This is a genomic window from Methylomonas methanica (assembly GCF_001644035.1).
In the GTDB taxonomy this organism is placed as follows: domain Bacteria; phylum Pseudomonadota; class Gammaproteobacteria; order Methylococcales; family Methylomonadaceae; genus Methylomonas; species Methylomonas methanica_A.
Genome location: NZ_LUUG01000064.1, coordinates 1 through 22,952 on the forward strand (window position 1 = coordinate 1; position 22,952 = coordinate 22,952).

Sequence of the window (22,952 nt, forward strand, 5' to 3'; positions counted from 1 at the left end):
CCAGATTTAGTTATAACTCCACACCCTCGCCTAACATCTGCAAAATATCGCTGACGCGGATGCGCATACCCCGGATACACGGTTTACCGCCGCACTGTAACGGATTGAACGTAATTCTATTGACTAAATCCATACGCTGATTCCTAGTAAGTTCGGATGGTGCAAATGTCACCAAACTATCAATAGTTTTCATTTTAGCAAATTCCCTTTGTGCTTCTCACGAATTTACTCTAGTGGTTTAGAGCTGTTGTGAAGCTGCTACGGATGTTAGACCCTAACCGAATTGCCATCAAAGTTTAAAGCTGGCCTTTAAATACAACACTGCCAGCAGTAAATACACCACAAAACTCAACCCCAACAGCCAGGGCTTACCCTTAGGTCTGGCCCATGCCGGCAGATGCGGCGGCAGCATTTTGTGGTTGATCAAATACAAAGCCACCGGAAACATGATAGTGCCGACAAAGCCGATAATGGCGCTGGTCAGGATCAGCGGGCCGGGAGCGTCGAGTTGCATGGTCAGCGAAGTGATGACGGTCAACAAACCCAGAAAGATGTAATACCAGCGCCGAGCCGGCAAGCGGCGGCTTTTCGGGAACAAGGTCAACACGATGTCGGCCTGGATGCGGCTCACCGCGTCTGCGGTCGCCAGCCAGGTGTCCGTTAAGAAAGCCGCCGCGACCACTAAAAACAATAGACGGCCTATCTCCCCCCAACTCACGGCAAAAAACTGGCTTTGCACCACCGCCAATTCGTATTCCTGCGGCAATAAGCCCTTGGGAAACAACAAGGCATAAGCCAGCAAACAGGTCATCAAGGTGGTCAGCAGGTTGCCGATAATGCCGACCAAAATATCCGCGCTTAAAAAACGTCGCCAAGTTAACCAGTTCTTGGCGCTTTCCGGTTCGTCAGCCGGCAGAAAACCATCACTCAGAACGGCCTCCTCGGAGCCGCCCAAGCCAGTAATGCGGCCCACCAGTCCGGCCATACCGGCACCTTTGTCGCGCAACCAGTAGGAATAAAACAAAATCCAAAAGCCGCCCAGCCCGGCAAATGTAATCGCGGTTAATAGTTTGCTGGCATCGCCGCTGTCCCACGGGCGGGGCATCTCGCCAACCGGGCCGAGCAGGCCCAGGCTAAATGCCGGCAGAGCCTTAAGCACATCGCTTTGCATACAAGCGGATAAAAGCCCCACCACCGTGACGACCGCGACCAGTTTCATGAAGCGTTCTATCAGCGTGTAAACCACGCCGCTGGCCAGAATAGCGGTGACGAACACGGCAATCGAGGCATAGCCCCAAAACAGGCTTTGCCCGCGCTGGGTCCAGCCGGTAGGCCAGTGGGTCAGCTCAGCCATTGCCGTACCTCCGGCCGAGGCAAAGGCACCAAACCACAAGAACGAGACCGTCATCAGCAGCCAAAGAAATATGCCAAAACCCCGATGCAGGCGGATGAAACCGTGGAAGATGCTTTCGCCGGTCAACATCGTGTAGCGGCCGATTTCCAGGTTTAACGGATATTGCAGCAAACAGGCCGGCACCAACAGCCACAGAAACGTCAGACCGTATTTGGCAATCATGTACGGCCACCATATCAACTCGCCGCTACCTTGCGCCAATGCCATCCACACCACGCCTGGCCCCAATGCGGCCCACCAGCCGGGGAAAGCGGGGACATTGTGACGGGGGAGGGAGTGCAAGTCGGTGTTGTTCATATTAAAAAAAGCAAGCCGCTGTTGAAAAAGCCGTCATTTGCGCAAATTTGCCCGGTTTTGGCAAATCCGCTCCTGATTATAAAGGTGCTTAAGCCATATCAAGAATCGTCATCTCGGCATGGATTGCCGAGATCCAGGAGCCAAGGATGGCAAGCGTCGAACACATCCATGTACTCTGGATTCCGGCAATCCATGCCGGAATGACGTTGTTGCTGAAGCAGCTTTATAATCAGGAATCCGCTTAACGATGCACTGATGGTTACAGGTGGGCTCTCGAATTGGGATGGCAGTGTTTTTTCAACGTTTCTTGGAAATTTGTTTGGGTGAGACGCCGAAATATTTACTAAAAGCCAGGCTGAAGTTGCTGGCATGTCTGTAACCTACCAGCTCCGCTACTAGGCTGATAGGTTGCAGAGTTGACGCCAGTGCGCGATAAGCATGCTGCATTCTGATCTCGGTCACGACGCCGTATGGGGTGTTATTAAAATAATGTTGGAACAGATTTTTTAACTTGAATGGGGTGATGCCCAGGGTTTTTGCCAGGTTTTCCAGCGATGGCGGATCTTGGTAATGCAGTACGAGAATCTCGCGGGCCTGATCCGCCATGTGCCTGCTGGCTTGATCGAATCTGGAATAGGCGTATTTTTCAGGTCGGCAGAGTCCGTTAAGTTCGTTAGCCAGTATGGTCATGACATGGCCGTTTAATGTTAGCGGTGCTAAAGGGGCGCTTAGGTCGCATACGAGCAATTGCCGGGCAGCGGTCACGCTTTGATTATGGCTTGGCCGGCAGCTTAAAAGTTGCAAGGCATTTTTCCGGAAGAAACACGCCGATTCATTTTCGCCCAAATAGCGGTCCATCCAGCGCTTCCCAATTGAAAAACGCAATTGCTTTATGGGGTTATTCGCTTGGTACTGGCGTTCGCCGCTACTGCTGTCGAAACTGGTAATCGTGGTATTACCTTCGCTGAAATTCAGCTCATGCCGCTCGCTGTCGATGAAACGGGTGTGACCGCTTATCCCCAGAGTTACTACCAGGCGCGGTTCGCCGAAATCGATTTTGCTGGCTATCGCCAGATCGTGCAGCGGTTGATAGGTCGTTTCTATGTAAGTTAGGGAGGGATCGAGCTGGAAAATCAGCGATCTACCCTCGCCGAGCTGAGCGGGTAAGGATTGATGCCAGCAATGTTGCTGCGGAACGTGCTGCAAAGATAGTTCGTCACTGTTCAGCCTTTTGTATCCCGCCTTTTTTGTGTCGGTCATGTCCTGAAGATTCCTTGGCCTGGAGGGTTTGCCCACCTCGGTTGGGCATACGACTTACTTTTACAATAATTTGTGACATAACACTAACTTTTAGCATAAATCAGTTTGAAATGGCCTGCTTTACCAGACCAATTGAACGGATAGGTCTTCATATCGTGTTGTTTTATATGATTTATTAAATCTGTGGCATAAGGATTGATTGTTGTTTTTTGGGTTGCTTCCCTATTTAAATCTTAGCTGGCGCGGAATCGGATTCTGCAGGAATGGTTAGGGGGTATTCACCAATCACAAAATAACTAACAAGATCTTCAAGAGGACACGATGAAAAACGTTAAATTTCTATTGCTCGCTGCCACGCTGGGACTGTCTAGCCAGGTTCAAGCCGCGCCAGGTTGTAGCGCCGCTAATTTGAACGGCAGCTATGTGCTATATCAAAACAGCGTGGCACTGGCTAATCTGCATACCGGACGCTGCGAAATTACGGTTCTGAACGGCGTAGTTGGCGGTTCTTGCGCATTCACTACCTCGCAAAGCGGGGTGATCACGCCGGGTTTCGCCGGCCCGGTCAGCGGCACCGCAACCATGAACACCGATTGCTCGGCCGTTGCGCAATTAGATTTCTCGCCGGCACCTAACGTCACCGTGCAATCATTCTTTGATTTGCAATTTACCCCGGACAAACAATCGTTCATCGGGCAATGGACCAATAATTTCGGCTTGCTGGGCACTTCCGCCGGTACCCGTTTCTCGCCGTTCCTTCCCTCCACGCCCGCGCAATAAGGTTTGCTTATCATGACAACTAAATCTTTAAAGCTGGCCTTGGCAGTCGCTGCCGCGCTATTGGCACCCGGCGCTAACGCGGCGGTTTACAATTTTGTGCAAACCGGTTTCGACGACGGGGCGACTATTTCCGGTAGTTTTACCGTTAATGATGCCAATAACTCAGGGCAGATTAACGTGGGAAGCGCCAATTTCGGTATGAATTTCAATGAAATATCGGCATTTTCTTTATCGTTCTCGGGTAACTCTATCGTCGCAGCGTTTACTCATAACCTGGCCGATTTGTCGGCGATGGTCTACAACCTGGGCAGCCCTCATCTTGGCGACGAGATTCACGGCGCTCAGCAGGAACTGATCGCCACCAACTACTTCGGCATCACTGGTTTTGATTACTACAGTGGCATGGGCTTTGGCGGTTTCGGCGGCGCGGTATTCGATAAAGCCGCCAATGCGACCTCTTATAGTTACGAATTGGTGTCGGTCACGCCGGCCGCCGTGCCGGTACCTGGCGCGCTCTGGTTGTTTGGATCGGTGCTGGCGGGGTTTGTCGGTATGAAGAAGCGTAAAGCTTGATTGTAAGTTGCGATAAGCCTGGATAGCAAAAACGCCCGTTAAGGGCGTTTTTTTTAGTTATTGACCGGCTCTTGCCGAAGTGGGTCGCGATTAATTCGCAACTGTCAGGCGGGTTTTTGCAGCTTTTTCAGTACGCTTTTGCTGATTTTCGCCACAAAGTCCTCAGGGTTTTCGTAGTCGTGCTCTCGGATAAACTCCACGACCGATGTCACCAATTTTTTGGTGTCGGTAATTTCCTGGTGCGATCTGCCGCAACCTTCGCAGTGAGTGCCTTCGGATGTGCATTGGTCGATACAAGGTTGATATTTCATAGAGTGTTCTCGAAGGTTAATTGCTAAATGATGATTATTGTAAGTTGCGGCAGCGAGTTACCGCAAAACTTAACGCCGACATCGGGTCTTTCGATTCTGATGTTTGGCAAATTGCTGCTGACGCTGTTTTGATAATTATCGTCATTACAAGGTAACAGATTGAAATTCATCAATTATTCAGTTAAATAACATAGTTCAATAACTTGAATTAAATAATTCTAATATTACAATATAGTTCGCTTTAATTTGCTATAGCTAGTTGACCCGCTGAGGCCTTCGTCCGGAGCCGATCTTAAAATGGTTTCATCACTTCAGAGAGTTCCAGCTTTTTTGACGGTTTCAAGGGCGGAAAGGTCTTAATCATCGTTGCTCGGAGCAATAGCAAATTGACGTTATTTTTGACTTTCGAAAGGCGAATTATGAAAAAAATCTGCGCAGACAATCAGCAAAAGGTCCGGCATGCCCACCCTTCAGCAAAAGCAGAACTTGGATTGCTTTGCTTGCTGGGCACTGGCGTGCTTTTCGGGTTTACGACGGTGGTTAACGCCGATGAAGAGATCCCGGAAAATGTGAGCGGCGATGTGGTTTTGGAAAAAATCATCGTCACCGACAAGTTTCCGGGGGTTAAGGCCCTAAACGCTTCAGACATGGAAGCGGATATTGTTACCAGCAAACGCGCGGCGGTTAGCGATACCGCCAAATTATTGGAAGACACGCCGGGGGTGAGTTTATACGGTGCCGGCGGCGTCTCCAGTTTGCCGGTGATCCACGGCTTGAACGACGACCGGGTGAAAATCGACATCAATGGCATGACGCTGACCTCGGCTTGCGCCAACCACATGAATCCGCCACTGTCGTATATCGACCGCAGCAATATCGGCAAGATCACCATATTAACTGGCGTGACGCCGGTCAGCTTGGGCGGCGACAGTATCGGCGGTACGATTTCGGTGCAAACGCCCGATCCGGTGTTTGCCGAGCCGGGCAAGGATATTTTGCTGGACGGCAGCGTGTCGTCGTTTTACCGCAGCAATGGCGACGCGTTTGGCGGCAGCATCGCCGCCGGCGTGGCCACACAAAACGTGCGGCTGGACTATACCGGTTCGCACACCGAAAGCATGAACTACAATGACGGCAACGGCCAGATCGTCAAATCCACCGCTTACGAAAATCAAAACCATTCGGCGGCCTTATCCTTCAAAACCGACAAGCACTTGGTCGTGATCCGCGGCGGTCAGCAGCATATACCGTTCCAGGGCTTTCCGAATCAACGGATGGACTTGACCAATAACGACAGCATCTTCGGCAATATCATGCACAAAGGCAGTTTCGATTGGGGTTCGCTGGAGAGCAAGTTCTATTTCGAAAGCACGCAGCACAGCATGGATATCGGCGAGGACAAGCACAGTCAGTATCTCGATGGCACGGCTAGCGGCGGTACATTTGCGCCGCCCAACGATCAAATGCCGATGGAAACCCGTGGCCGCAACCTGGGTTATAAAATCCAAGCGGAAATTCCGTTCAACAAACGCGACACTTTCCGCGTCGGTAACGAATATCACAGCAACAAAATCAACGACTACTGGCCGGCGGTACACACCAATACCAGCATCGCCGCCAACAATACCGATGCCCGCAGTGCTTACTGGATGATGGCGCCGGAAGCCTATCTGAACATCAACAACGGCGAACGCGACCGGGTGGGATTTTTTGGCGAGTGGGAAGCCAATTGGGATGCGAAGTGGCGCAGTTTGTTAGGTCTACGTTACGACCACACCACGGCCAATACTGGCGCTGTCCAACCCTATAACCCCGATTTAATCAACACCGGTCCGACACGTACGGTGGATAGAGCTGGGGCGATTACGGCGCTCAATGCGGCTAATGCTTTCAACGCCCGCGACCGTGAGCGCAGCAACGACACCTTTGACGTGACAGCATTGGTGCAATTTACGCCAAACGACATGAGCCAATACGAATTGGGTTACGCGCGGAAAAACCGGGCGCCCAATTTATACGAGCGCTATGTCTGGGGCGCGCGCAATATGGATATGGCGATGATAGGCTGGCACGGCGATGGCAACGGCTACGTCGGCAATATGGATTTGACCGAGGAAACCGCGCATACCGTCAGCTTGACCGGCGCATTCCACGAGCCGAAAAACAATCTGTGGGAGTTCAACGTCACGCCATATTTCACCTACGTGAATAACTTTATCGATGCCGACCGCTGCGTCAGTGCCTCGAATGCAGCGGCCAGCGGTTGCAAAGCCACGCCGCAAACCGCTACTAACAGCTTCGTCTATTTGCAATACGCCAATCACGATGCCAGGCTGTGGGGTATGGATGTGTCCGGTCGAGCGCGGATTTATAAAGACCAAACCGTCGGCGAATTTGCGACGCATACCACCATGAGTTACGTGCGCGGCGAGCGCATGGACGGCGGCAATCTGTATCACATGATGCCTTTCAACATGAAACTGAGCCTGGACCACCGTCTGCATGACTGGCAAAGCGCGATAGAAATGCAGTTTGTCGATGGCAAAGACGATGTGCAGGCCATTCGCAACGAAACCGAGACGGCGTCGTATATTCTGTTAAATGCCAGAACCGGCTATGAATGGGGCAAAGTGCGTTTTGATGTGGGCCTGGATAACGTGCTGGATAAGCAGTATTACCATCCCTTGGCGGGCGCGTATTTGGGCGATCGTTATGGTATGAATCCAACTGCGCCAGCCAACGTTACGGTGCCCTGGGGCAGAAACATCGCCGGGATGGGACGTTCGGCGTTCGTGGGCTTGACCATCAAGTTCTAAATACACACAACCCATCAAATACCCCGGTTTAGGCCGGGGTTTTTGTGTCTGGGGATTAGGCCGATTGCGGGTTGGAAGATTGTGCTTCCGCTAAACGGTAGACATAGATCGTCGCACCGATCACCGCTGCCTGACCCATCAACAAGTTGACGATAGGCAAAGTCAGACCCAAACCGGTCAAGCCACCGAAGCTTATCACCCCCCAGCGTGTCTGTTTCATGAATTGTTTCTGCTCAGGAAACGGCATTCCGCGTTCTTCCAGAGGATAAGCCAAAAACTCCATTGCGATACCCCACGCCGCAAACACCGCCCATAGCAACGGTGCGATTAGATTGACCACCGGAATCAAAAACAGCAGCAGTAAAGGCAATACCCGCAGTAACAAATAGCCGACCCGGCGCAATTCCCCGAAAAACACCTTATCCCAAGGCAGATCGGCTTTGACCACGCTGCCGCCGCTAATCAATTGCAGCGTCTTGGCGGCCAACTGGCTGTAATACGGCGCGGCGATCAGATTGGCGAACAGGGTAAAGGTAAAAAAGCCAATTATCAAAAAGCTTACAAAAAACAGCGGCCATAAAATCCATTTCAGCCAGGATAACCAGTCCGGGATAAAGGAATGAATCAAAGCCGATACCGAATGGTAGCCCAGCACAAAAGCGCCGGTGTACAACACCATATTGATGAACAAGGGAATTAATAGATATTTGCGCAATTCGGGATGGGTGAGCATTTTGACCCCTTCCCACAAACAGCCAAGCGCAAATATAGGGTTGTTGCCGCGCGGTAAATTTAACATGCTGCCAAGCTCCTTACCCCGTGTAGACCGGGATCGATAACCACGCCGCGTTCGGTAACGATGGCGCTAATTAAGGCGGCCGGGGTGACGTCGAACACCGGGTTCCACGCGTTCACCAGCGAGCCTTCGTTCAAATAACAGTCCGCCAACAGTTCTTTGGGATTGCGTTCTTCGATTTCAATACTGTCACCAGTTTCCATACTGAAATCGAAAGTGGAAGAGGGCGCTGCCACCATCATTCTTACGCCATGTTGTTTGGCCAACACCGCCAGCGAATACGTGCCGATCTTATTGGCGACGTCGCCGTTGGCGGCGATCCGGTCGGCGCCCACGATGATCCAGTCTAGCTTGCCCGATTTCATCAGCCAAGCCGCCGCCGAATCGGCAATCAGCGTGGCTGGGATGCCGTCCTGCGCTAACTCCCACACCGTCAAGCGCGCGCCTTGCAGCCAGGGCCGGGTTTCATCGGCATAGACGTTTTGCAATTGACCGCGCTTGTGTAAGCTGCGAATCACGCCCAGCGCGGTGCCGTAGCCGCCAGTGGCTAAGGCGCCGGCATTGCAATGGGTTAGCACCGCCTTAGCATTGCCGATCACATCGGCGCCGCGTTCGCCCATGGCGTGGTTGGCGGCGATGTCTTCGGCGTGAATTTGCTCGGCTAATTGAGTCAGCGCCGCGATGGGTTCCGGCAGATTTTGCGCTAAAAGAGCGCGCATTTTATCAAGCGCCCAGAACAGGTTTACTGCGGTCGGCCGGGATGCGGCCAGTTGCTGAATATCTTGTGCTACCGCCGATTGCCAATCGGCATTTGGATAGTGCCGCATAGCTGATAGCACGACACCGTAGGCGGCGGCGATGCCGATGGCTGGGGCGCCGCGCACCCGCATCGAGGCGATGGCTTCGGTGACGCCGGCTGCATCGCTGTATTCGTCGTAGGCTATGGTTCCCGGCAAGACGCGTTGGTCCAGCACTTTTAAGCTGTGTCCGCTCCATTGCAAAGCTTGTACGGAAAGTTTTTGGCTTGGGCTCATGATGATTCCGGTTAATTCGATAAAGTACTTTTTGGTGGTTTGCCCCGCAGCCGCTTGCTCGCCAAGAGCCGGGCCTGCGCGTTCAGCAGCTATTTTAAGTGTTTTATAGATTGTTGTCGGCGTTGTCGAGTGTTTCAGTCCGGCGCGTGGTTTTACTGTGTACTCGAGCTTGGCGGCTAACGCGGTATAATCGCCGATTTGCATGCCAGGAGCGCAGATGCAAGTCGATCTTCTCATTCAAGCCCGCTGGATCATTCCGGTTGAGCCGGTGTCCGCAATCCATGAGCACGCCAGTCTTGCGATAGACGACGGCAGAATTGTCGATTTGTTACCGACCGAGCAGGCAATTGCAAAGTACCAAGCGCGGCATGTCGAAGTGCTGGAGCGGCACGCGCTGATTCCGGGATTGATTAACTGTCATACGCATGCGGCGATGTCCTTGCTGCGCGGCATTGCCGACGACCTGCATCTGATGGACTGGCTGCAAAACCATATCTGGCCGGCCGAGCAAAAATGGGTCAGCGAGGCGTTTGTCAGGGATGGCACCGACTTGGCGATTGCCGAAATGCTGCGCTGCGGCACCACCTGCTTTAACGATATGTATTTTTTTCCGGAAATCGTCGCCCAACAAGCCTTACAACACGGCATGCGCGCCAATATCGGTTTGATCGTATTTGATTTTCCGACCGTTTGGGCGGAAAACGCGGACGCGTATCTGACCAAGGGCTTGGCGCTGCATGAGCAACTCCGGCATGAAACATTGATCAGCACCTCGTTTGCGCCGCACGCGCCGTATACGGTGTCGGACGGGCCGTTACGTAACGTGATTACCTATGCCGATGAGATGAATCTGACCGTGCATATGCATTTGCACGAAACCGCTCACGAAGTCGATGAGCAAAAAAGTAAAAACGGCCAAACCCCGCTACAGCGTTTGCACGAGTTGGGTTTACTGACACCGTCATTTATCGCGGTACACATGACGCAATTGTCTAGTGAAGACATCCGGTTTTACGCGGAGACCGGCGGCCACATCGTGCACTGTCCGGAATCCAATTTGAAGCTGGCCAGCGGATTTTGTCCGGTGGCTGAATGTCTGGCGGCCGGTATCAATGTGGCCTTGGGCACCGACGGCGCCGCCAGCAATAACGATCTGGATATGCTCTCGGAAATGCGTACAGCGGCCTTGCTGGGGAAGGGCGTTGCCGGCGATGCCAGTGCGGTGTCGGCGACGACGGCATTGCAAATGGCGACCATTAACGGCGCCAAGGCTTTAGGTCTGGATGCTGAAATCGGTTCGCTGGTTATCGGTAAAGCCGCGGACGTGGTGGCAATAGATCTAGGCGAACTGGAAACTCAACCCTTGTTCAATCCGCTGGCGCAGATCGTCTATGCCGCCGGTCGGCACCAAGTCACCGATGTGTGGGTAAACGGTAAGCAATTGCTGCGCAAACGCGAGTTGACGTCTTTCGATGTGCCGGCCCTCAGACAAAAAATCAAGCTTTGGCAAGAGCGTTTGCAGGAGCATCCCAATAGCTAGTGGCGTCTATGCCGCCGAATTTGCAGCCTCGATACCGATCATCGCACCAGTCACAGTGATGATTAGTTCGGGGTTGAAAGTTGGCGAATGACGAATAACCTAGTAATAAAGTAAACTATAGCCCTATGAACAGGTTGGCATTATGACAGCGACAGAAAACGTACATCCCCACGAAATTCATAAGTTCGGTTCGCAGGCCGAGCGCTGGTGGGATCCGAACGGCGAGTTTAAAACTTTGCATGACGTGAATCCCCTGCGCTTGCAGTTCATCCAGCAATACGCTGATTTGCAAGGCAAGCGGGTAGTGGATGTCGGCTGTGGCGGTGGGATTCTTACCGAAGGCTTGGCGAAAGCCGGCGCGGATGCCTTGGGTGTGGATTTAAGCGAAGACTTGCTGGATATTGCCGATTTGCATGGCTTGGAAACCGGGGTGAATGCCAGCTACCGGAAGATCAGCGCCGAACAGCTCGCCGAGGAACAGCCGGCCGGTTTCGACCATGTCACGTGCATGGAAATGCTTGAGCACGTACCCGATCCCGCATCCATCATCGCCGCGTGTGCGACGCTGGTTAAGCCCGGCGGCATGGTATTTTTTTCCACCTTGAATCGGGTGCCGAAAGCCTGGCTGCTGGCAATCGTCGCTGCCGAGCACGTGCTAAAAATGGTCCCCAAAGGCACTCACGACTATAAAACGTTTATCAAGCCATCCGAGCTCGGGCAAATGGCCAGAAGCGCGGGGCTTCAACTGCAAGGGATGGTCGGTATTGAATATAGCCCATTTAACAAGCGCTTTAATTTGGGTAAAGATATCGGCGTCAACTATATAGCAGCGTTTCAGCGCCCCGAGTAAGGCAGCATGAGCGGATTTAAACTGGATTGCGTATTGTTCGATCTCGACGGGACCCTGGTCGATACCGCGCCGGATCTGATTGCCTGTTTGAACAAGACGTTGCTTGCCCACGGCTTTTCCGAAGCGCCTGCCGAGACGGTGCGGCCCTTCATTTCCCACGGCGCCTTGCCGATGATCAAGCATTGTGTGAGCGTAGACGACAGTCTGGCGCAACAGATGCTGGCGTTTATGCTGGACACCTACGAACAGAATATCGCCGAACACAGCCGCTTCTTTCAGGGTATCGCCGATAGCTTGGCCGCCATAGAGCAACTCGGTTTGAAGTGGGGTGTAGTCACCAATAAAAAATCCCGTTTTACCGTGCCCTTGATGGATGCGATGCAACTTAGCGAACGGGCGGCCTGCATTATCAGCGGCGATACCACACCCAACAGCAAACCGCATCCGGAACCGATGCTGGCCGCCTGTCGCCAAGCCGGCGTATCGCCGGAAAACTGCGTGTATATCGGTGACGCAATACACGACATCACTGCCGGCAAACGTGCCAATATGAAAACCCTGGCGGCCTTGTACGGCTATTTGCAAAGCGACGACCAACCCCACACCTGGGGTGCAGACGCCTTAATCGAACAACCGCCACAATTGATGGAATGGATACACGCTAATTTATGTCATTAAGCAATAAGGTTTTACTCATCACCGGTGCCGGTGGTGGTCTGGGCGGTACGGCGGCGCTGGCTTTAGCCGGGCAGGGCGCGCAAATCATTCTGCTGGATAAAAGTATTCCCAAGCTGGAAAAAGTCTACGATGCCATTGTCGCTGCCGGCGGTCCCGAGCCGGTGATGTATCCTTTCGATCTGGCCGGTGCCAGCGAAGCGCAATATGAAGAAATGGCCGAGGCCATAGCGCAACGCTACGGTGCTTTGCATGGCGTATTGCATGCGGCGGTGGAATTTAGCGCCTACAGTCCTATCGCCAACTACAAGACTAAGGATTGGGGGCATGCGTTAAACGTCAATCTCAGCGCACCTTTCCTGTTATGCCGGGTGTTGTTGCCCTTGCTGCAACGCAGTGAGCATGCTTCCATCGTATTTATATCCGATTCGTCGGCGCGCAAAGTCCAGGCCTATTCCGGCGCTTACGGCGTAGCGAAAATCGCCCTGGAAGGTTTCGCCGGCATTCTGGCCGCCGAACTGGAAGCAGGACAAAAAATCCGTGTTAATACTCTGGTGCCGGGGCCGGTGGATTCGCCGTTGCGGAAGCGAGCCTATCCTGCTGAAGATAAGGCCGCGTTGCCCAGCATGAACAGCCTGAACCCGCTCTATGTTTACCTATTTAGCGATGCCAGTATCGGCAAGACCGGTCAAATTATTGACGCCCAAACTTTTAAACCTTAAGAATCTTATGGCAGACAGAGAAGTTGTATTTTTAACCCGCGACGTCAACATCGTCACTATTCCGGACGGCAATCACGGTACCTTGAACAAGGGCCAGGAAGTCACGATCCATCAGGCTTTGGGCAGCAATTACACTGTGTTTACCGATTACGGTCATATGGTGCGCATTGCCGGTATCGATGCCGATGCCTTGGGCAAGGAAACCCAGCATTTGCACACCTTGGTGTCGGAAACCGACAGCAAAGCCGTCGAAAAGAATTGTTGGGAAGTGATGAAAACCGTCTATGACCCGGAAATACCAGTCAATATCGTCGATTTGGGTTTGGTTTACCAATGTAGTGCCAGCCCCAATGCCGATGGCGGTAACGATGTGCATGTGCAGATGACCTTGACGGCGCCGGGTTGCGGCATGGGCCCGGTTATCCAAAGCGATGTCGAGAAATGCATTCGCGCCTTGCCTGGCGTCAGTTCGGTTGATGTCGAAGTGGTTTTGGACCCGCCCTGGTCGCGGGAAATGATGTCGGAAGTGGCGCAAGTGCAGTTGGGCTTGTTTTAACAGTCGGCAAAGTTAAACGGCGGCAGATAAGCGGCGGAAAATTGCCGCTTGCGAAGAAAATTTGGTGTTGTTTGTTTTTAAGTGTCTGTATTTTAATATAAAAAAATAATTGGCACGCTCTTGGCTTTATTCCCCTTGAAGTTTGATTCAAGACTCGGGGAACCGTCATGAAAGATAAAGCAGCCGATTTAGCAATAGTCAGTAATAAAACCTTTGAAGCCTCCACAGCGGTTAATTTGCATCACTACGACATTAGTAGTGCTTTGCAGACCACATTGGAATTCAATGAGCTGATCAGCATTTTCTGCAATAAAATTCAAAATACCATCCCGCACAACGGCGTTGAATATATCAACGAAGAGTTCGATTTAGAGTTCAAACGCGGCGTGATGGCCCGTCATTCTTGCAATTATGCCTTGAAAGTCGAAGAGCAACAGCTGGGTGAGTTGAAATTGACCCGCAGCAATCGTTTCAACAAAGACGAGTTGAAAATGCTGGAAAGCCTGTTGTGTTGCCTGATTTACCCATTAAGAAATGCCACCTTGTTTCAACAAGCATTGAAAATGGCGTTTACCGATCCTTTGACCAAAACCAACAACCGCACAGCGTTTAATGACTGTTTGATGCGCGAAATCAAACGCGCGCATCGTAATTCGCAGCATTTGTCGGTGATTTTCGTCGATGTCGATCACTTCAAGCATATCAACGACGATTACGGGCACGGTTGCGGCGATTTGGCGCTGTCTTCATTGGCGGGATGGTTGAAAGACAGCGTGCGCGGCAGCGACGCGGTGTTTCGTTACGGCGGCGAAGAGTTTGTGATTCTGCTGAGCGATACCGACATCGATGGCGCCATGGTGATAGGTGAACGCATCCGCGCGGATATTGAATCGCATACCCTGGCCTATGGCATGGACGTGTTGAATCTGACCGCAAGTTTGGGTGTTGCCGCCTTAAAAGGCAGCGATAGCCCCGAATCCTTGATCAAACGTGCCGACGCCGCGATGTACCAAGCTAAACAACACGGCAGAAACCGGGTAGAAGTTGGATATTGATTCGGTTTTCCGCACCCCGGCAGTCAGGTGGAGATTGTGGCTCAGCCCACTTTAAATCGATACCCCACGCCCGACTCGGTCAGCAGGTATTTGGGCTGAGTCGGATCGTTTTCCAGCTTTTGCCGCAATTGACTCATGTAAATCCGCAAATAATGCGGATTTTCCTGATACGACGGCCCCCAAACTTCCTTCAAAATCTGCTGATGCGTCAAAACTTTGCCGGCGTGCTTGATCAGCACGCATAGCAAGCGATATTGAATCGGCGTCAAATGAATTTCGCTGTCATTCACGCTCACTACCCGATTACGTAAATCCACTTTCAGCGCATCGACGATAAACACATCGTCCTGCGTATGTTCCGTCGGCCGACTCGCATGCCGCAAGGCTACCCGAATCCGCGCCAACAGCTCGCCAAAGCCGAACGGTTTGGTTAAATAATCGTCCGCGCCGGCGTCCAACGCGTCGATTTTTTGTTGTTCGTTGCTACGCGCCGACAGCACGATGATGGGCACGGCCGACCAGCCGCGCACACTCTTGATCACGTCGACGCCGTCCATATCCGGCAAGCCTAAATCCAGGATCAGTAAATCCGGTTTGCGCACACCGGCTTCGATCAGGCCTTGTTTGCCGGTCTCCGCTTCGAATACGGCAAAGTCGTGCGTCGCCAGACTGGTACGCAAAAAGCGCCTGATCGGCGGATCGTCTTCGATGACGACAATGACGGGATGAGTTTTAGCCATGGCCTAAAGCTAGCATAAGTGGGTTCATTCCTCCGCGTCCAAGCTGGGCGGCAGCTCGTCTATCGGTAAAGTGAAGGTAAATATCGCCCCGCCCCCCGGTTTATTTTTGGCACGAATCCGACCGCCATGCACTTCAACAATGGCCCGGCAAATCGCCAGTCCCAAGCCCACGCCGCTTTGTGCCGATTCATGACGTGCTTGGTAAAATTTTTCGAACAATCTATCCTCCAGGCCTTTGGGAATACCGGGGCCATGATCGGCGACCGATATTTCCATCGTCGTGCCCACGTTTTGGGCAAACACTTCAAGTTCGGACTCCGCAGCGGTATAGCGTAAGGCGTTTTCCAATAGATTGATCAGTACCTGTTCTATCATCACCGCATCGACAAACACCATTGCAATGCCCGGCGGCAGGCTGACGCTGACTTTTCGTCCGGCCAGGTGTTTCTGCAAGCGGGTCAGCACGGTGCCTATGATTTCTTCCACAGGATGCCACTGTTTGTTTAATTCCACCACGCCGGCGTCCAGTCTGGCCATGTCCAGAATGTTGTTCACCAAATTGGCCATCCGTTCGGCTTCATCATAGATGGCACGGCTGAGTTCCAGCCTGTGCCCGGATTGTAAATGGCCTTCGTCTTCGACCAGGGCACTGGCCGAGCCGATAATGGTGGCCAGCGGCGTGCGTAAATCATGGGAGATGGCACTGAGCAATGAGTTGCGCAACTGTTCCGCCTCGATTTGCATCTGCGACAGCTTGGCCTGTTCGGCAAACCGTAAACGCGCGACGGCTTGGCCAATCTGCCGCAAAAAGGTTTCCAACAATTTTTGTTGTTCCGGCAAGAACACCCGGCGTAAATTGACCGGTAGCAAGGCCAGTACGCCAATGGCCTTGTGTTCGTCTTGAATCGGAAAATAAATCGCGGCGCTGCCGGGTAAGGTATGGGTGCCGTGCCCCGCCATCTCGTTATGATCATACACCCACTGCGCCACGCTCAAATCCGTGCCGCGCAAAGACTGGGGCAGGCTGTGTTGTTTGGGATAGATCAGACGTCCGGCGGCGTTGGCGAACAGGATGACATTCCTACTGCTGAATTCGGCGTATAGATGTTTAACCGCTGTCGCGACGATTTGCTGTTCGCTTTGCGCCACCGCCAGCTCTTTACTCATCGCGTATAAAGCAGCGGCGCGGCGTTCGCGATGCGCGGCAACCTTGGCCTGCGCGCGCACGTTAACCATCAGATTACTGATCACGATAGCCACCACCAGCATTGCCAGCAGAGTGATCAGATACTGGCTATCAGCTACCGACAGACTGTAGAAAGGCTGTACGAACAGCACGTCGAATACGCCGACGCTGAGCAAGGACGCCAAGACCGACGGCCCGCGCCCGAAGTGGGTGGCGACAAACACCACGCCAAGTAAATACACCATCACAACGTTGGCCAGTTCCACCTTGCCGAACAACATTTTGCCCACTGCCGTGCAGAGCAAGGTCACTGCCACCGCCCACAGATAGCCGCGATAGCGTCGGCGAGTTTTACTGGGGATGCGTTGCCGCAGGCCGGGCAGGGGTGTTTTCTTGAATAAAGACAGCTCGGCTTCCAGTTCCTCCCGCTCGCCCAGTTGCGGGCTACCCAGCAGATAAATATTAATATTGTGGGCATGGCTGATCAGCACATCCACCACGGACCCCAGCAGCCAACGCCGCCAGCCGCGTCGGCTGGGTTTACCCACCACAATCTTGTTGATATTGCGCTCGCGGGCGAAGCGGATAATCGCTTCGCTCATCTCCGGCGCGCTGAGGGTGACGGTCTCGGCACCGAGCTGTTCCGCCAACCGCAATACCCGCAAAATGCCGTCGCGCTTTTCCGCGGGCAAGCGCGCCAATTCCGGGGTTTCCACATACACCACGATCCAGGCTGTGCGCAGACTGGTCGCCAAGCGTTTGCCTGCTCTGACCAGGCGCTCGGCCAGCACGTTCGGGCCGATGCACACCATCAGCCGCTCGTTAACCTGCCAGACTTCGCGGATGGCATTGTCTTCCCGGTAATCCAGCATCTGCGCATCGACGCGGTTGGTGGTTTGCCGTAAAGCCAGTTCGCGCAGGGCAATCAGGTTGCCTTTACGAAAAAAATTCTGAATCGCGTGCTGGGCTTGCTGAGGTAGATAAACCTTGCCTTCCCTTAGCCGCAGCAATAATTCATCTGGCGGTAAATCGACCAGCTCGACTTCGTCGGCATCTTCAAATACCGTGTCCGGGACGGTTTCCCAGATGCGGACGCCGGCAATTTGCCCGACATCGTCATTCAGACTTTCCAGATGTTGCACATTCAGCGCGGTATACACATCAATCCCGGCTTCCAGCAGTTCGCGAATATCTTGCCAGCGTTTCGGGTGGCGCGAGCCAGGGGCGTTGGTGTGCGCCAACTCGTCAACCAGTATGATGGCGGGCCGGCGTTTCAAGGCCGCATCAATATCAAACTCCTGCAGCACGGCGCCTTTGTAATCGATTTTTCGGGTTGGCAGTATTTCCAGGCCCTCCAAGAGTGCCTGGGTTTCGCTACGGCCATGGGTTTCTATCAAGCCGACCACTACATCGAGATTTTCCGCGCGCCGCTCTCTGGCCGCCAGCAACATCGCATAGCTTTTACCGACCCCTGCGGCCGCGCCGAAAAAAATCTTCAGCCGGCCGCGTTTGGCCTTGGCTTTGTCGCGTTCCACGCGTGCCAGCAGTTGGTCGGGATCCAGGCGTTGCTCGTTCATGGCCGAGAAGTTTGCGCAGCTGCGTCCAAGGCCAGATTCAAGCCTAAGACATTCACTCTCGGTTCCCCGAATACTCGCCATTGTCTTGGCTCGATATGCGAATCGACCAAATCCCGAACTTTACTCTCCGGCAACCGGCGTGCTTCGGCCACTCGTTTAATTTGGTAATTGGCTGCCGCAATGCTAATTTGCGGATCCAGGCCACTGGCGGATGCGGTGACCAAATCCACCGGCACCGGCGCATGATTGTCGGGGTCGAGTTGCTGTAATGCCTGAATGCGTTGAGCTACCGCGTCGCGCAAAGCCGGATTGGTCGGGCCGAGATTCGAACCGCCGGAAGCCGTCGCATTGTAAGGATAGGGCGCGGTTGCCGATGGCCGGCCCCAAAAATAGCGGGCCTGGCTAAAGCCTTGACCTATCTGGGTGGAGCCAATCGCTTGGCCTTGCTTATCGCGTATCAGGCTGCCGTTGGCTTGGGCCGGAAAAACGCTTTGCGCCAGCAAAGTTACTAGCGCCGGATAGAAGCCGCCGGTGATGATCGTCATCAATAGCAGTAGTGTTGCAGCAGGTTTGAAGTAGCTCGTCATATTATTCTCCCTAGACCAGATTCATCGTAACCAATACTAAATCAATCGCCTTGATGCCTATGAACGGCACTATTAAGCCACCCACGCCATAGACCAGCAAATTGTTTTGCAGCAGTTTTTCGGCGCCCAATGGCTGATATTTGATGCCTTTCAAAGCCAGCGGGATTAAGGCGATGATGATCAGGGCATTAAAAATGACCGCCGATAAGATCGCGCTGGCCGGGGTTGCCAAGCCCATCACATTCAACACGTTCAACGCCGGATAGGTGGTAGCAAACGCCGCCGGGATAATGGCGAAATATTTTGCCACATCGTTGGCTACGCTAAAGGTGGTCAGCGCCCCGCGCGTCATCAACATCTGCTTGCCGGTTTCGACGATCTCGATCAGTTTGGTGGGGTTGGAATCCAGATCGACCATATTGCCGGCTTCCTTGGCGGCCTGAGTGCCGCTATTCATCGCCACCGCAACGTCGGCTTGTGCCAACGCCGGTGCGTCGTTGGTGCCGTCTCCGGTCATTGCCACTAATCGGCCGTCCGCCTGATGCTGTCTAATCAAGGCCAGCTTGGCTTCCGGGGTGGCTTCGGCTAAAAAGTCATCTACACCGGCTTCGGCAGCAATGGCCGCAGCGGTCAAACGGTTGTCACCGGTGATCATGATGGTTTTGATGCCCATTTGCCGTAGTTCGATAAAGCGCTCCTTGATCCCGCCTTTGACGATGTCTTTCAGTTCGATCACGCCCAGAGCCTGTTTGCCATCCGCCACCACCAGCGGGGTACTGCCGCGTCTGGCGACATCGACCACCATTTGTTTAATCTCGTCGGGAAAGCCGCCGCCTTGCTCGGTCACATACTGCCGAATCGCGTCCTCGGCGCCCTTGCGGATTTGCCGGCCCTGCAGATTGACCCCGCTCATCCGGGTTTGCGCGCTGAAGTGGATAAAGGTGGCGCCCAGGGATTGCACATCGCGCTCACGGAAGCCAAACTTTTGTTTAGCCAATACCACGATGCTGCGGCCCTCCGGGGTTTCGTCGGTCAGCGAGGCCAGTTGCGCGGCATCGGCCAGCTGTTTTTCACTAATGCCCTTGGCTGGTATGAAAGCCGCGGCCTGCCGATTGCCCAAAGTGATGGTGCCGGTTTTGTCCAATAACAGTACATCCACATCGCCGGCAGCTTCCACTGCCCGACCGGACGTAGCAATCACATTTTTCTGCATCATCCTGCCGATACCCGCTACACCGATCGCCGACAATAAGCCGCCTATGGTGGTGGGAATCAAACACACCAGCAAGGCCACGAGCACGGTGATCGAAATTGGGTGGCCCGCGCCGGACGTTTCCACGCTATATAACGAGAAGGGCAGCAAGGTTACTGTTGCCATTAAAAACACCAGCGTCAGCGCCACCAGCAAGATGGTCAAGGCGATCTCATTCGGGGTTTTCTGCCGCTTTGCGCCTTCCACCATGGAAATCATCCTGTCCAGAAAGGTCTCGCCGGGGTTAGCGGAAATCCGTACTACCAGCCAATCGGACAATACCCGGGTGCCGCCGGTAACCGAGCTGAAGTCACCGCCGGATTCGCGGATCACCGGCGCGCTTTCCCCGGTGATGGCGCTTTCGTCTACCGAGGCCACGCCTTCGATGACATCGCCATCACCGGGTACAAAATCCCCGGCTTCGATCAGAACAACATCGCCTTTCACCAGGCTGGAGCCGGCGATTTTCGAATAATCGCTGCCATAACGCGGTTCATCGAGCTTCTTGGCAGCAATATCGCGTTTGGCGGTGCGCAAGAAGGCGGCCTGCGCTTTGCTGCGGCCTTCCGCTGCCGCTTCGGCGAAATTGGCGAACAGCACGGTAAACCATAACCAGACCGTGATGGTTAAAATAAAACTGGCAGATTCCTCGCTCGCGCCGGCCAAGGCTTCTAACCACAAACCTGTTGTTAGCAAGCTGCCCAGATAGACTACAAACATCACCGGATTTTTCCATTGTTGTTGCGGTGTTAATTTTTTAAAGGCTTCCCAGGCCGCTTGCTTGAGCAGGTCGGAGTCGAATAAGGAAGTAGTGAGCGCTTTGTGATTCATAAACTTACCTGCAAGGAAATCAAGGATGAGCGAGCATGTGTAACTGCTCGACGATAGGACCCAAGGCCAGCGCCGGCACAAAGGTCAGCGCGCCGACCATTAGCACCGTGATAATCAGCAACACCGCGAACAAAGGTGTATGGGTTGGCAAGGTGCCGGGGCCGACGGGTACATGTTTTTTGGCGGCCAGCGAGCCGGCGATAGCTAATACCGGAATCATCAGTCCATAACGCGATACCAGCATCGCCAGGCCAAGCAGGTAGTTATAAAACGGCACATTGGCCGATAAGCCGGCGAAGGCGCTACCGTTGTTATTGCCTGCGGAAGACAGGGCATACAACACTTCACTAAACCCGTGGGCACCAGGATTGAGGATGGATGCCTTGCCGGCCTCGGTCATCACAGCCAATGCCGTGCCGCCCAACACCAATAGCGGGGGAATCAGAATAATCACCGCCGCCATCTGCATTTCAAAGGCTTCAATCTTTTTGCCTAGATATTCCGGGGTGCGGCCTATCATCAAACCAGCGATAAACACCGCCACCAGCGCGAACACAATCATGCCGTACAGGCCCGAACCGACGCCGCCGAATATCACTTCGCCCAGCTGTATCAACCACATCGGCATCATGCCGCCAATCGGGGTGAACGAATCGTGCATGGCGTTCACCGAGCCGTTGGAAGCGGCGGTGGTCGCTACCGCCCATAGCGCGGAATTGACGATACCGAACCGAGCTTCCTTGCCTTCCATATTGCCGCCGGGTTGTTGGTTAGAAGCGGTTTGATCGATACCCAAGCCTGTTAGTGCCGGATTGCCGTGTTGTTCGGCGGGCACGGTGACGAAAATCAAAGCCACAAACACCAGCGTCATCGCCGCCAACAGCGTCCAGCCTTGCCGGCTATCGCCGACCAAAAACCCAAAGGTATGGCAGAGCGCGGCCGGAATTAACAGGATGGCGAGCATTTCCAAAAAATTGCTCAGCGGTGTGGGGTTTTCGTAGGGATGCGCCGAGTTAGCATTGAAAAAACCGCCGCCGTTGGTGCCGAGCTGCTTAATGGCGATTTGTGAAGCAGCCGGTCCCAAGGCCAAGCTTTGTTCCTGGCTTTGTTGCGTTTGGGTGAGGGGTTGACCTTGCGCATCCAGCACGGTGTGTCCGTCTGCGTCGACGGCTGGCGTGGTGTAAGTCAGCGGTTCCTGGAGCTTAACGGTGGCGTAGGGATCAAAGGTCTGCACCACGCCTTGTCCCACCAGGGCGATGGCCAGCAGCAATGATAGCGGCAGCAGGATATACAAAGTGGTACGGGTCATATCCACCCAGAAATTGCCGATGCTGCTGGTGTTGCGCCGGCTGAAACCGCGTATCAATGCCACCAGCACCGCCATGCCGCTGGCCGCAGACAAAAAGTTCTGCACGGTTAAACCCAGCATTTGCGTGAGATAACTCATGCTGGCTTCGCCGGCATAGCCTTGCCAATTGGTATTGGTGGCAAAACTAATGGCGGTATTTAAAGCCGAGTCGCTGGCTAGCGCCGGCAAGGCCTGCGGATTTAGCGGCAATAGGTCTTGGCAAGTTTGCAAGCCATAAACGACCAGCAGACCTAGCAAGTTAAAGACCAGCAAAGCACCCGCGTATTGCTGCCAGCGCATGTCTTGCTTGTCTTGGATGCCGCACAGTCTATACAGCCCGCGCTCAAGCCCGGCAAACCAGGTGTTGGCCACGATGGATTCGTCTTGATACACCCTTGCCATGTAAACGCCTAGCGGCTTGCTGAGCACCAGCAGCGCAGTGAGGTAAATCAGGATTTGCAAAAAGCCGGCTTCGTTCATCAGAATTTCTCCGGATAGAACAAAGCGGCGACCAGATAGATAAACACCAGCAGCGCCAAGCCGCCGCTCAATAGATACAGTCCACTCATAACTATCTCCTACAAGATTGTGCAAGTATTCTTTCGAATTAGCGAGTACGCGGATCAGGCCGAGTTGGTGGTCGATGCGTCGCAGATCGCCTGGGACACAATCTACAGAGTGGCAGATAAAAAAGTCGTAAAAATTCTTGGGCTGTTCGTTAAGAAAACATAAAGCTCAATGGAATTTGTCGC

Annotated in this window: 21 protein-coding genes; 9 read left to right on the top strand and 12 right to left on the bottom strand. The window is 53.6% G+C overall.

Annotated elements, in window-relative coordinates; genetic code table 11:
- Window positions 1-10: 10 nt before the first annotated feature.
- The 3 genes from A1332_RS24755 to A1332_RS09945 all read right to left on the bottom strand — a co-directional run bounded on the left by A1332_RS24755 (window position 11) and on the right by A1332_RS09945 (window position 2,971).
- Complete coding sequence (locus tag A1332_RS24755; RefSeq protein WP_231890258.1) at window positions 11-133, bottom strand: DUF433 domain-containing protein; 123 nt, start codon at window positions 131-133, stop codon at window positions 11-13.
- 156 nt (window positions 134-289) lie between these two features.
- Window positions 290-1,711: an Nramp family divalent metal transporter gene (locus A1332_RS09940; RefSeq protein ID WP_231890259.1), complete on the bottom strand. Its 1,422-nt coding sequence runs from the start codon at window positions 1,709-1,711 to the stop codon at window positions 290-292.
- A 297-nt stretch (window positions 1,712-2,008) separates the two neighbouring features.
- Window positions 2,009-2,971: a helix-turn-helix transcriptional regulator gene (locus tag A1332_RS09945; RefSeq protein WP_064008339.1), complete on the bottom strand. Its 963-nt coding sequence runs from the start codon at window positions 2,969-2,971 to the stop codon at window positions 2,009-2,011.
- A 321-nt stretch (window positions 2,972-3,292) separates the two neighbouring features.
- Here A1332_RS09945 and A1332_RS09950 point away from each other — a divergent pair, with 321 nt between their 5' ends.
- On the top strand, window positions 3,293-3,751 hold the full coding sequence (locus tag A1332_RS09950) for a hypothetical protein (RefSeq protein ID WP_064008340.1): 459 nt from the start codon (window positions 3,293-3,295) through the stop codon (window positions 3,749-3,751).
- A gap of 12 nt (window positions 3,752-3,763) precedes the next feature.
- Window positions 3,764-4,324: a PEP-CTERM sorting domain-containing protein gene (locus A1332_RS09955; protein ID WP_064008341.1), complete on the top strand. Its 561-nt coding sequence runs from the start codon at window positions 3,764-3,766 to the stop codon at window positions 4,322-4,324.
- Window positions 4,325-4,428: 104 nt separating this feature from the next.
- On the opposite strand, the gene A1332_RS09960 is transcribed toward A1332_RS09955, so the two are convergent.
- Window positions 4,429-4,635, bottom strand: coding sequence for a DUF1289 domain-containing protein (locus tag A1332_RS09960; RefSeq protein ID WP_064008342.1), 207 nt, complete (start codon window positions 4,633-4,635; stop codon window positions 4,429-4,431).
- Window positions 4,636-5,054: 419 nt separating this feature from the next.
- Between A1332_RS09960 and A1332_RS09965 the strand changes: the two genes are divergently transcribed.
- Window positions 5,055-7,451, top strand: coding sequence for a TonB-dependent receptor plug domain-containing protein (locus A1332_RS09965; RefSeq protein ID WP_231890260.1), 2,397 nt, complete (start codon window positions 5,055-5,057; stop codon window positions 7,449-7,451).
- Between the two features lie 55 nt (window positions 7,452-7,506).
- On the opposite strand, the gene cysZ is transcribed toward A1332_RS09965, so the two are convergent.
- Together cysZ and mtnA are read right to left on the bottom strand one after the other, a co-directional pair.
- Window positions 7,507-8,250, bottom strand: coding sequence for a sulfate transporter CysZ (cysZ, locus tag A1332_RS09970; RefSeq protein WP_064008344.1), 744 nt, complete (start codon window positions 8,248-8,250; stop codon window positions 7,507-7,509).
- A complete protein-coding gene (gene mtnA, locus A1332_RS09975) occupies window positions 8,244-9,281 on the bottom strand; it encodes an S-methyl-5-thioribose-1-phosphate isomerase (RefSeq protein ID WP_064008407.1) in 1,038 nt (345 codons plus the stop codon). Before mtnA ends, cysZ begins: the two co-directional genes overlap by 7 nt.
- 217 nt (window positions 9,282-9,498) lie before the next feature.
- On the opposite strand from mtnA, the gene A1332_RS09980 reads away from it, so the two are divergent.
- From A1332_RS09980 to A1332_RS10005, 6 genes are all read left to right on the top strand, one after another.
- Window positions 9,499-10,821 carry a TRZ/ATZ family hydrolase gene (locus tag A1332_RS09980; protein WP_064008408.1) on the top strand — a complete coding sequence of 441 codons (1,323 nt, stop codon included), beginning with the start codon at window positions 9,499-9,501 and terminating at the stop codon, window positions 10,819-10,821.
- A 142-nt stretch (window positions 10,822-10,963) separates the two neighbouring features.
- Window positions 10,964-11,671, top strand: coding sequence for a bifunctional 2-polyprenyl-6-hydroxyphenol methylase/3-demethylubiquinol 3-O-methyltransferase UbiG (gene ubiG, locus A1332_RS09985; RefSeq protein WP_082879629.1), 708 nt, complete (start codon window positions 10,964-10,966; stop codon window positions 11,669-11,671).
- Between the two features lie 6 nt (window positions 11,672-11,677).
- Window positions 11,678-12,349 (top strand): HAD family hydrolase, encoded by a 672-nt coding sequence (locus A1332_RS09990; protein WP_064008346.1) that lies wholly within the window; start codon window positions 11,678-11,680, stop codon window positions 12,347-12,349.
- Complete coding sequence (locus A1332_RS09995; protein WP_064008347.1) at window positions 12,340-13,068, top strand: SDR family NAD(P)-dependent oxidoreductase; 729 nt, start codon at window positions 12,340-12,342, stop codon at window positions 13,066-13,068. The genes A1332_RS09990 and A1332_RS09995 overlap by 10 nt, the downstream gene beginning before the upstream one ends.
- A 7-nt stretch (window positions 13,069-13,075) precedes the next feature.
- A complete protein-coding gene (sufT, locus tag A1332_RS10000; protein WP_064008348.1) occupies window positions 13,076-13,624 on the top strand; it encodes a putative Fe-S cluster assembly protein SufT in 549 nt (182 codons plus the stop codon).
- 167 nt (window positions 13,625-13,791) lie between these two features.
- On the top strand, window positions 13,792-14,679 hold the full coding sequence (locus tag A1332_RS10005; RefSeq protein ID WP_064008349.1) for a GGDEF domain-containing protein: 888 nt from the start codon (window positions 13,792-13,794) through the stop codon (window positions 14,677-14,679).
- 41 nt (window positions 14,680-14,720) lie between these two features.
- Here the strand turns inward: A1332_RS10005 and A1332_RS10010 are convergent, their stop codons facing one another.
- The 6 genes from A1332_RS10010 to A1332_RS10035 are packed head-to-tail and all read right to left on the bottom strand — an operon-like array spanning window position 14,721 to window position 22,769.
- A complete protein-coding gene (locus A1332_RS10010) occupies window positions 14,721-15,419 on the bottom strand; it encodes a response regulator (protein WP_064008350.1) in 699 nt (232 codons plus the stop codon).
- Between the two features lie 24 nt (window positions 15,420-15,443).
- Window positions 15,444-18,182, bottom strand: coding sequence for a sensor histidine kinase (locus A1332_RS10015; RefSeq protein ID WP_064008351.1), 2,739 nt, complete (start codon window positions 18,180-18,182; stop codon window positions 15,444-15,446).
- Complete coding sequence (kdpC, locus tag A1332_RS10020) at window positions 18,179-18,769, bottom strand: potassium-transporting ATPase subunit KdpC (RefSeq protein ID WP_064008352.1); 591 nt, start codon at window positions 18,767-18,769, stop codon at window positions 18,179-18,181. The genes A1332_RS10015 and kdpC overlap by 4 nt, the downstream gene beginning before the upstream one ends.
- Before the next feature lie 10 nt (window positions 18,770-18,779).
- Window positions 18,780-20,852: a potassium-transporting ATPase subunit KdpB gene (kdpB, locus tag A1332_RS10025; protein WP_064008353.1), complete on the bottom strand. Its 2,073-nt coding sequence runs from the start codon at window positions 20,850-20,852 to the stop codon at window positions 18,780-18,782.
- 19 nt (window positions 20,853-20,871) lie between these two features.
- The gene (gene kdpA / locus A1332_RS10030) at window positions 20,872-22,680 is read right to left on the bottom strand and encodes a potassium-transporting ATPase subunit KdpA (RefSeq protein ID WP_064008354.1); all 1,809 of its coding nucleotides are present in this window, start codon (window positions 22,678-22,680) and stop codon (window positions 20,872-20,874) included.
- Window positions 22,680-22,769 carry a potassium-transporting ATPase subunit F gene (locus tag A1332_RS10035; protein ID WP_064008355.1) on the bottom strand — a complete coding sequence of 30 codons (90 nt, stop codon included), beginning with the start codon at window positions 22,767-22,769 and terminating at the stop codon, window positions 22,680-22,682. The genes kdpA and A1332_RS10035 overlap by 1 nt, the downstream gene beginning before the upstream one ends.
- Window positions 22,770-22,952: the final 183 nt, after the last annotated feature.

Bases quoted from the DNA above. Each gene is read 5' to 3' on its own strand.
- cysZ (WP_064008344.1), bottom strand. From the start codon at position 8,250: ATGTTAAATTTACCGCGCGGCAACAACCCTATATTTGCGCTTGGCTGT.
- A1332_RS24755 (WP_231890258.1), bottom strand. From the start codon at position 133: ATGGATTTAGTCAATAGAATTACGTTCAATCCGTTACAGTGCGGCGGT.
- A1332_RS09940 (WP_231890259.1), bottom strand. From the start codon at position 1,711: ATGAACAACACCGACTTGCACTCCCTCCCCCGTCACAATGTCCCCGCT.
- A1332_RS09990 (WP_064008346.1), top strand. From the start codon at position 11,678: ATGAGCGGATTTAAACTGGATTGCGTATTGTTCGATCTCGACGGGACC.
- A1332_RS10015 (WP_064008351.1), bottom strand. From the start codon at position 18,182: ATGAACGAGCAACGCCTGGATCCCGACCAACTGCTGGCACGCGTGGAA.
- A1332_RS09960 (WP_064008342.1), bottom strand. From the start codon at position 4,635: ATGAAATATCAACCTTGTATCGACCAATGCACATCCGAAGGCACTCAC.
- A1332_RS09955 (WP_064008341.1), top strand. From the start codon at position 3,764: ATGACAACTAAATCTTTAAAGCTGGCCTTGGCAGTCGCTGCCGCGCTA.
- A1332_RS10010 (WP_064008350.1), bottom strand. From the start codon at position 15,419: ATGGCTAAAACTCATCCCGTCATTGTCGTCATCGAAGACGATCCGCCG.
- mtnA (WP_064008407.1), bottom strand. From the start codon at position 9,281: ATGAGCCCAAGCCAAAAACTTTCCGTACAAGCTTTGCAATGGAGCGGA.
- A1332_RS10005 (WP_064008349.1), top strand. From the start codon at position 13,792: ATGAAAGATAAAGCAGCCGATTTAGCAATAGTCAGTAATAAAACCTTT.
- kdpC (WP_064008352.1), bottom strand. From the start codon at position 18,769: ATGACGAGCTACTTCAAACCTGCTGCAACACTACTGCTATTGATGACG.
- sufT (WP_064008348.1), top strand. From the start codon at position 13,076: ATGGCAGACAGAGAAGTTGTATTTTTAACCCGCGACGTCAACATCGTC.
- A1332_RS09980 (WP_064008408.1), top strand. From the start codon at position 9,499: ATGCAAGTCGATCTTCTCATTCAAGCCCGCTGGATCATTCCGGTTGAG.
- ubiG (WP_082879629.1), top strand. From the start codon at position 10,964: ATGACAGCGACAGAAAACGTACATCCCCACGAAATTCATAAGTTCGGT.
- kdpA (WP_064008354.1), bottom strand. From the start codon at position 22,680: ATGAACGAAGCCGGCTTTTTGCAAATCCTGATTTACCTCACTGCGCTG.
- A1332_RS09945 (WP_064008339.1), bottom strand. From the start codon at position 2,971: ATGACCGACACAAAAAAGGCGGGATACAAAAGGCTGAACAGTGACGAA.
- A1332_RS09995 (WP_064008347.1), top strand. From the start codon at position 12,340: ATGTCATTAAGCAATAAGGTTTTACTCATCACCGGTGCCGGTGGTGGT.
- A1332_RS09965 (WP_231890260.1), top strand. From the start codon at position 5,055: ATGAAAAAAATCTGCGCAGACAATCAGCAAAAGGTCCGGCATGCCCAC.
- A1332_RS09950 (WP_064008340.1), top strand. From the start codon at position 3,293: ATGAAAAACGTTAAATTTCTATTGCTCGCTGCCACGCTGGGACTGTCT.
- kdpB (WP_064008353.1), bottom strand. From the start codon at position 20,852: ATGAATCACAAAGCGCTCACTACTTCCTTATTCGACTCCGACCTGCTC.
- A1332_RS10035 (WP_064008355.1), bottom strand. From the start codon at position 22,769: ATGAGTGGACTGTATCTATTGAGCGGCGGCTTGGCGCTGCTGGTGTTT.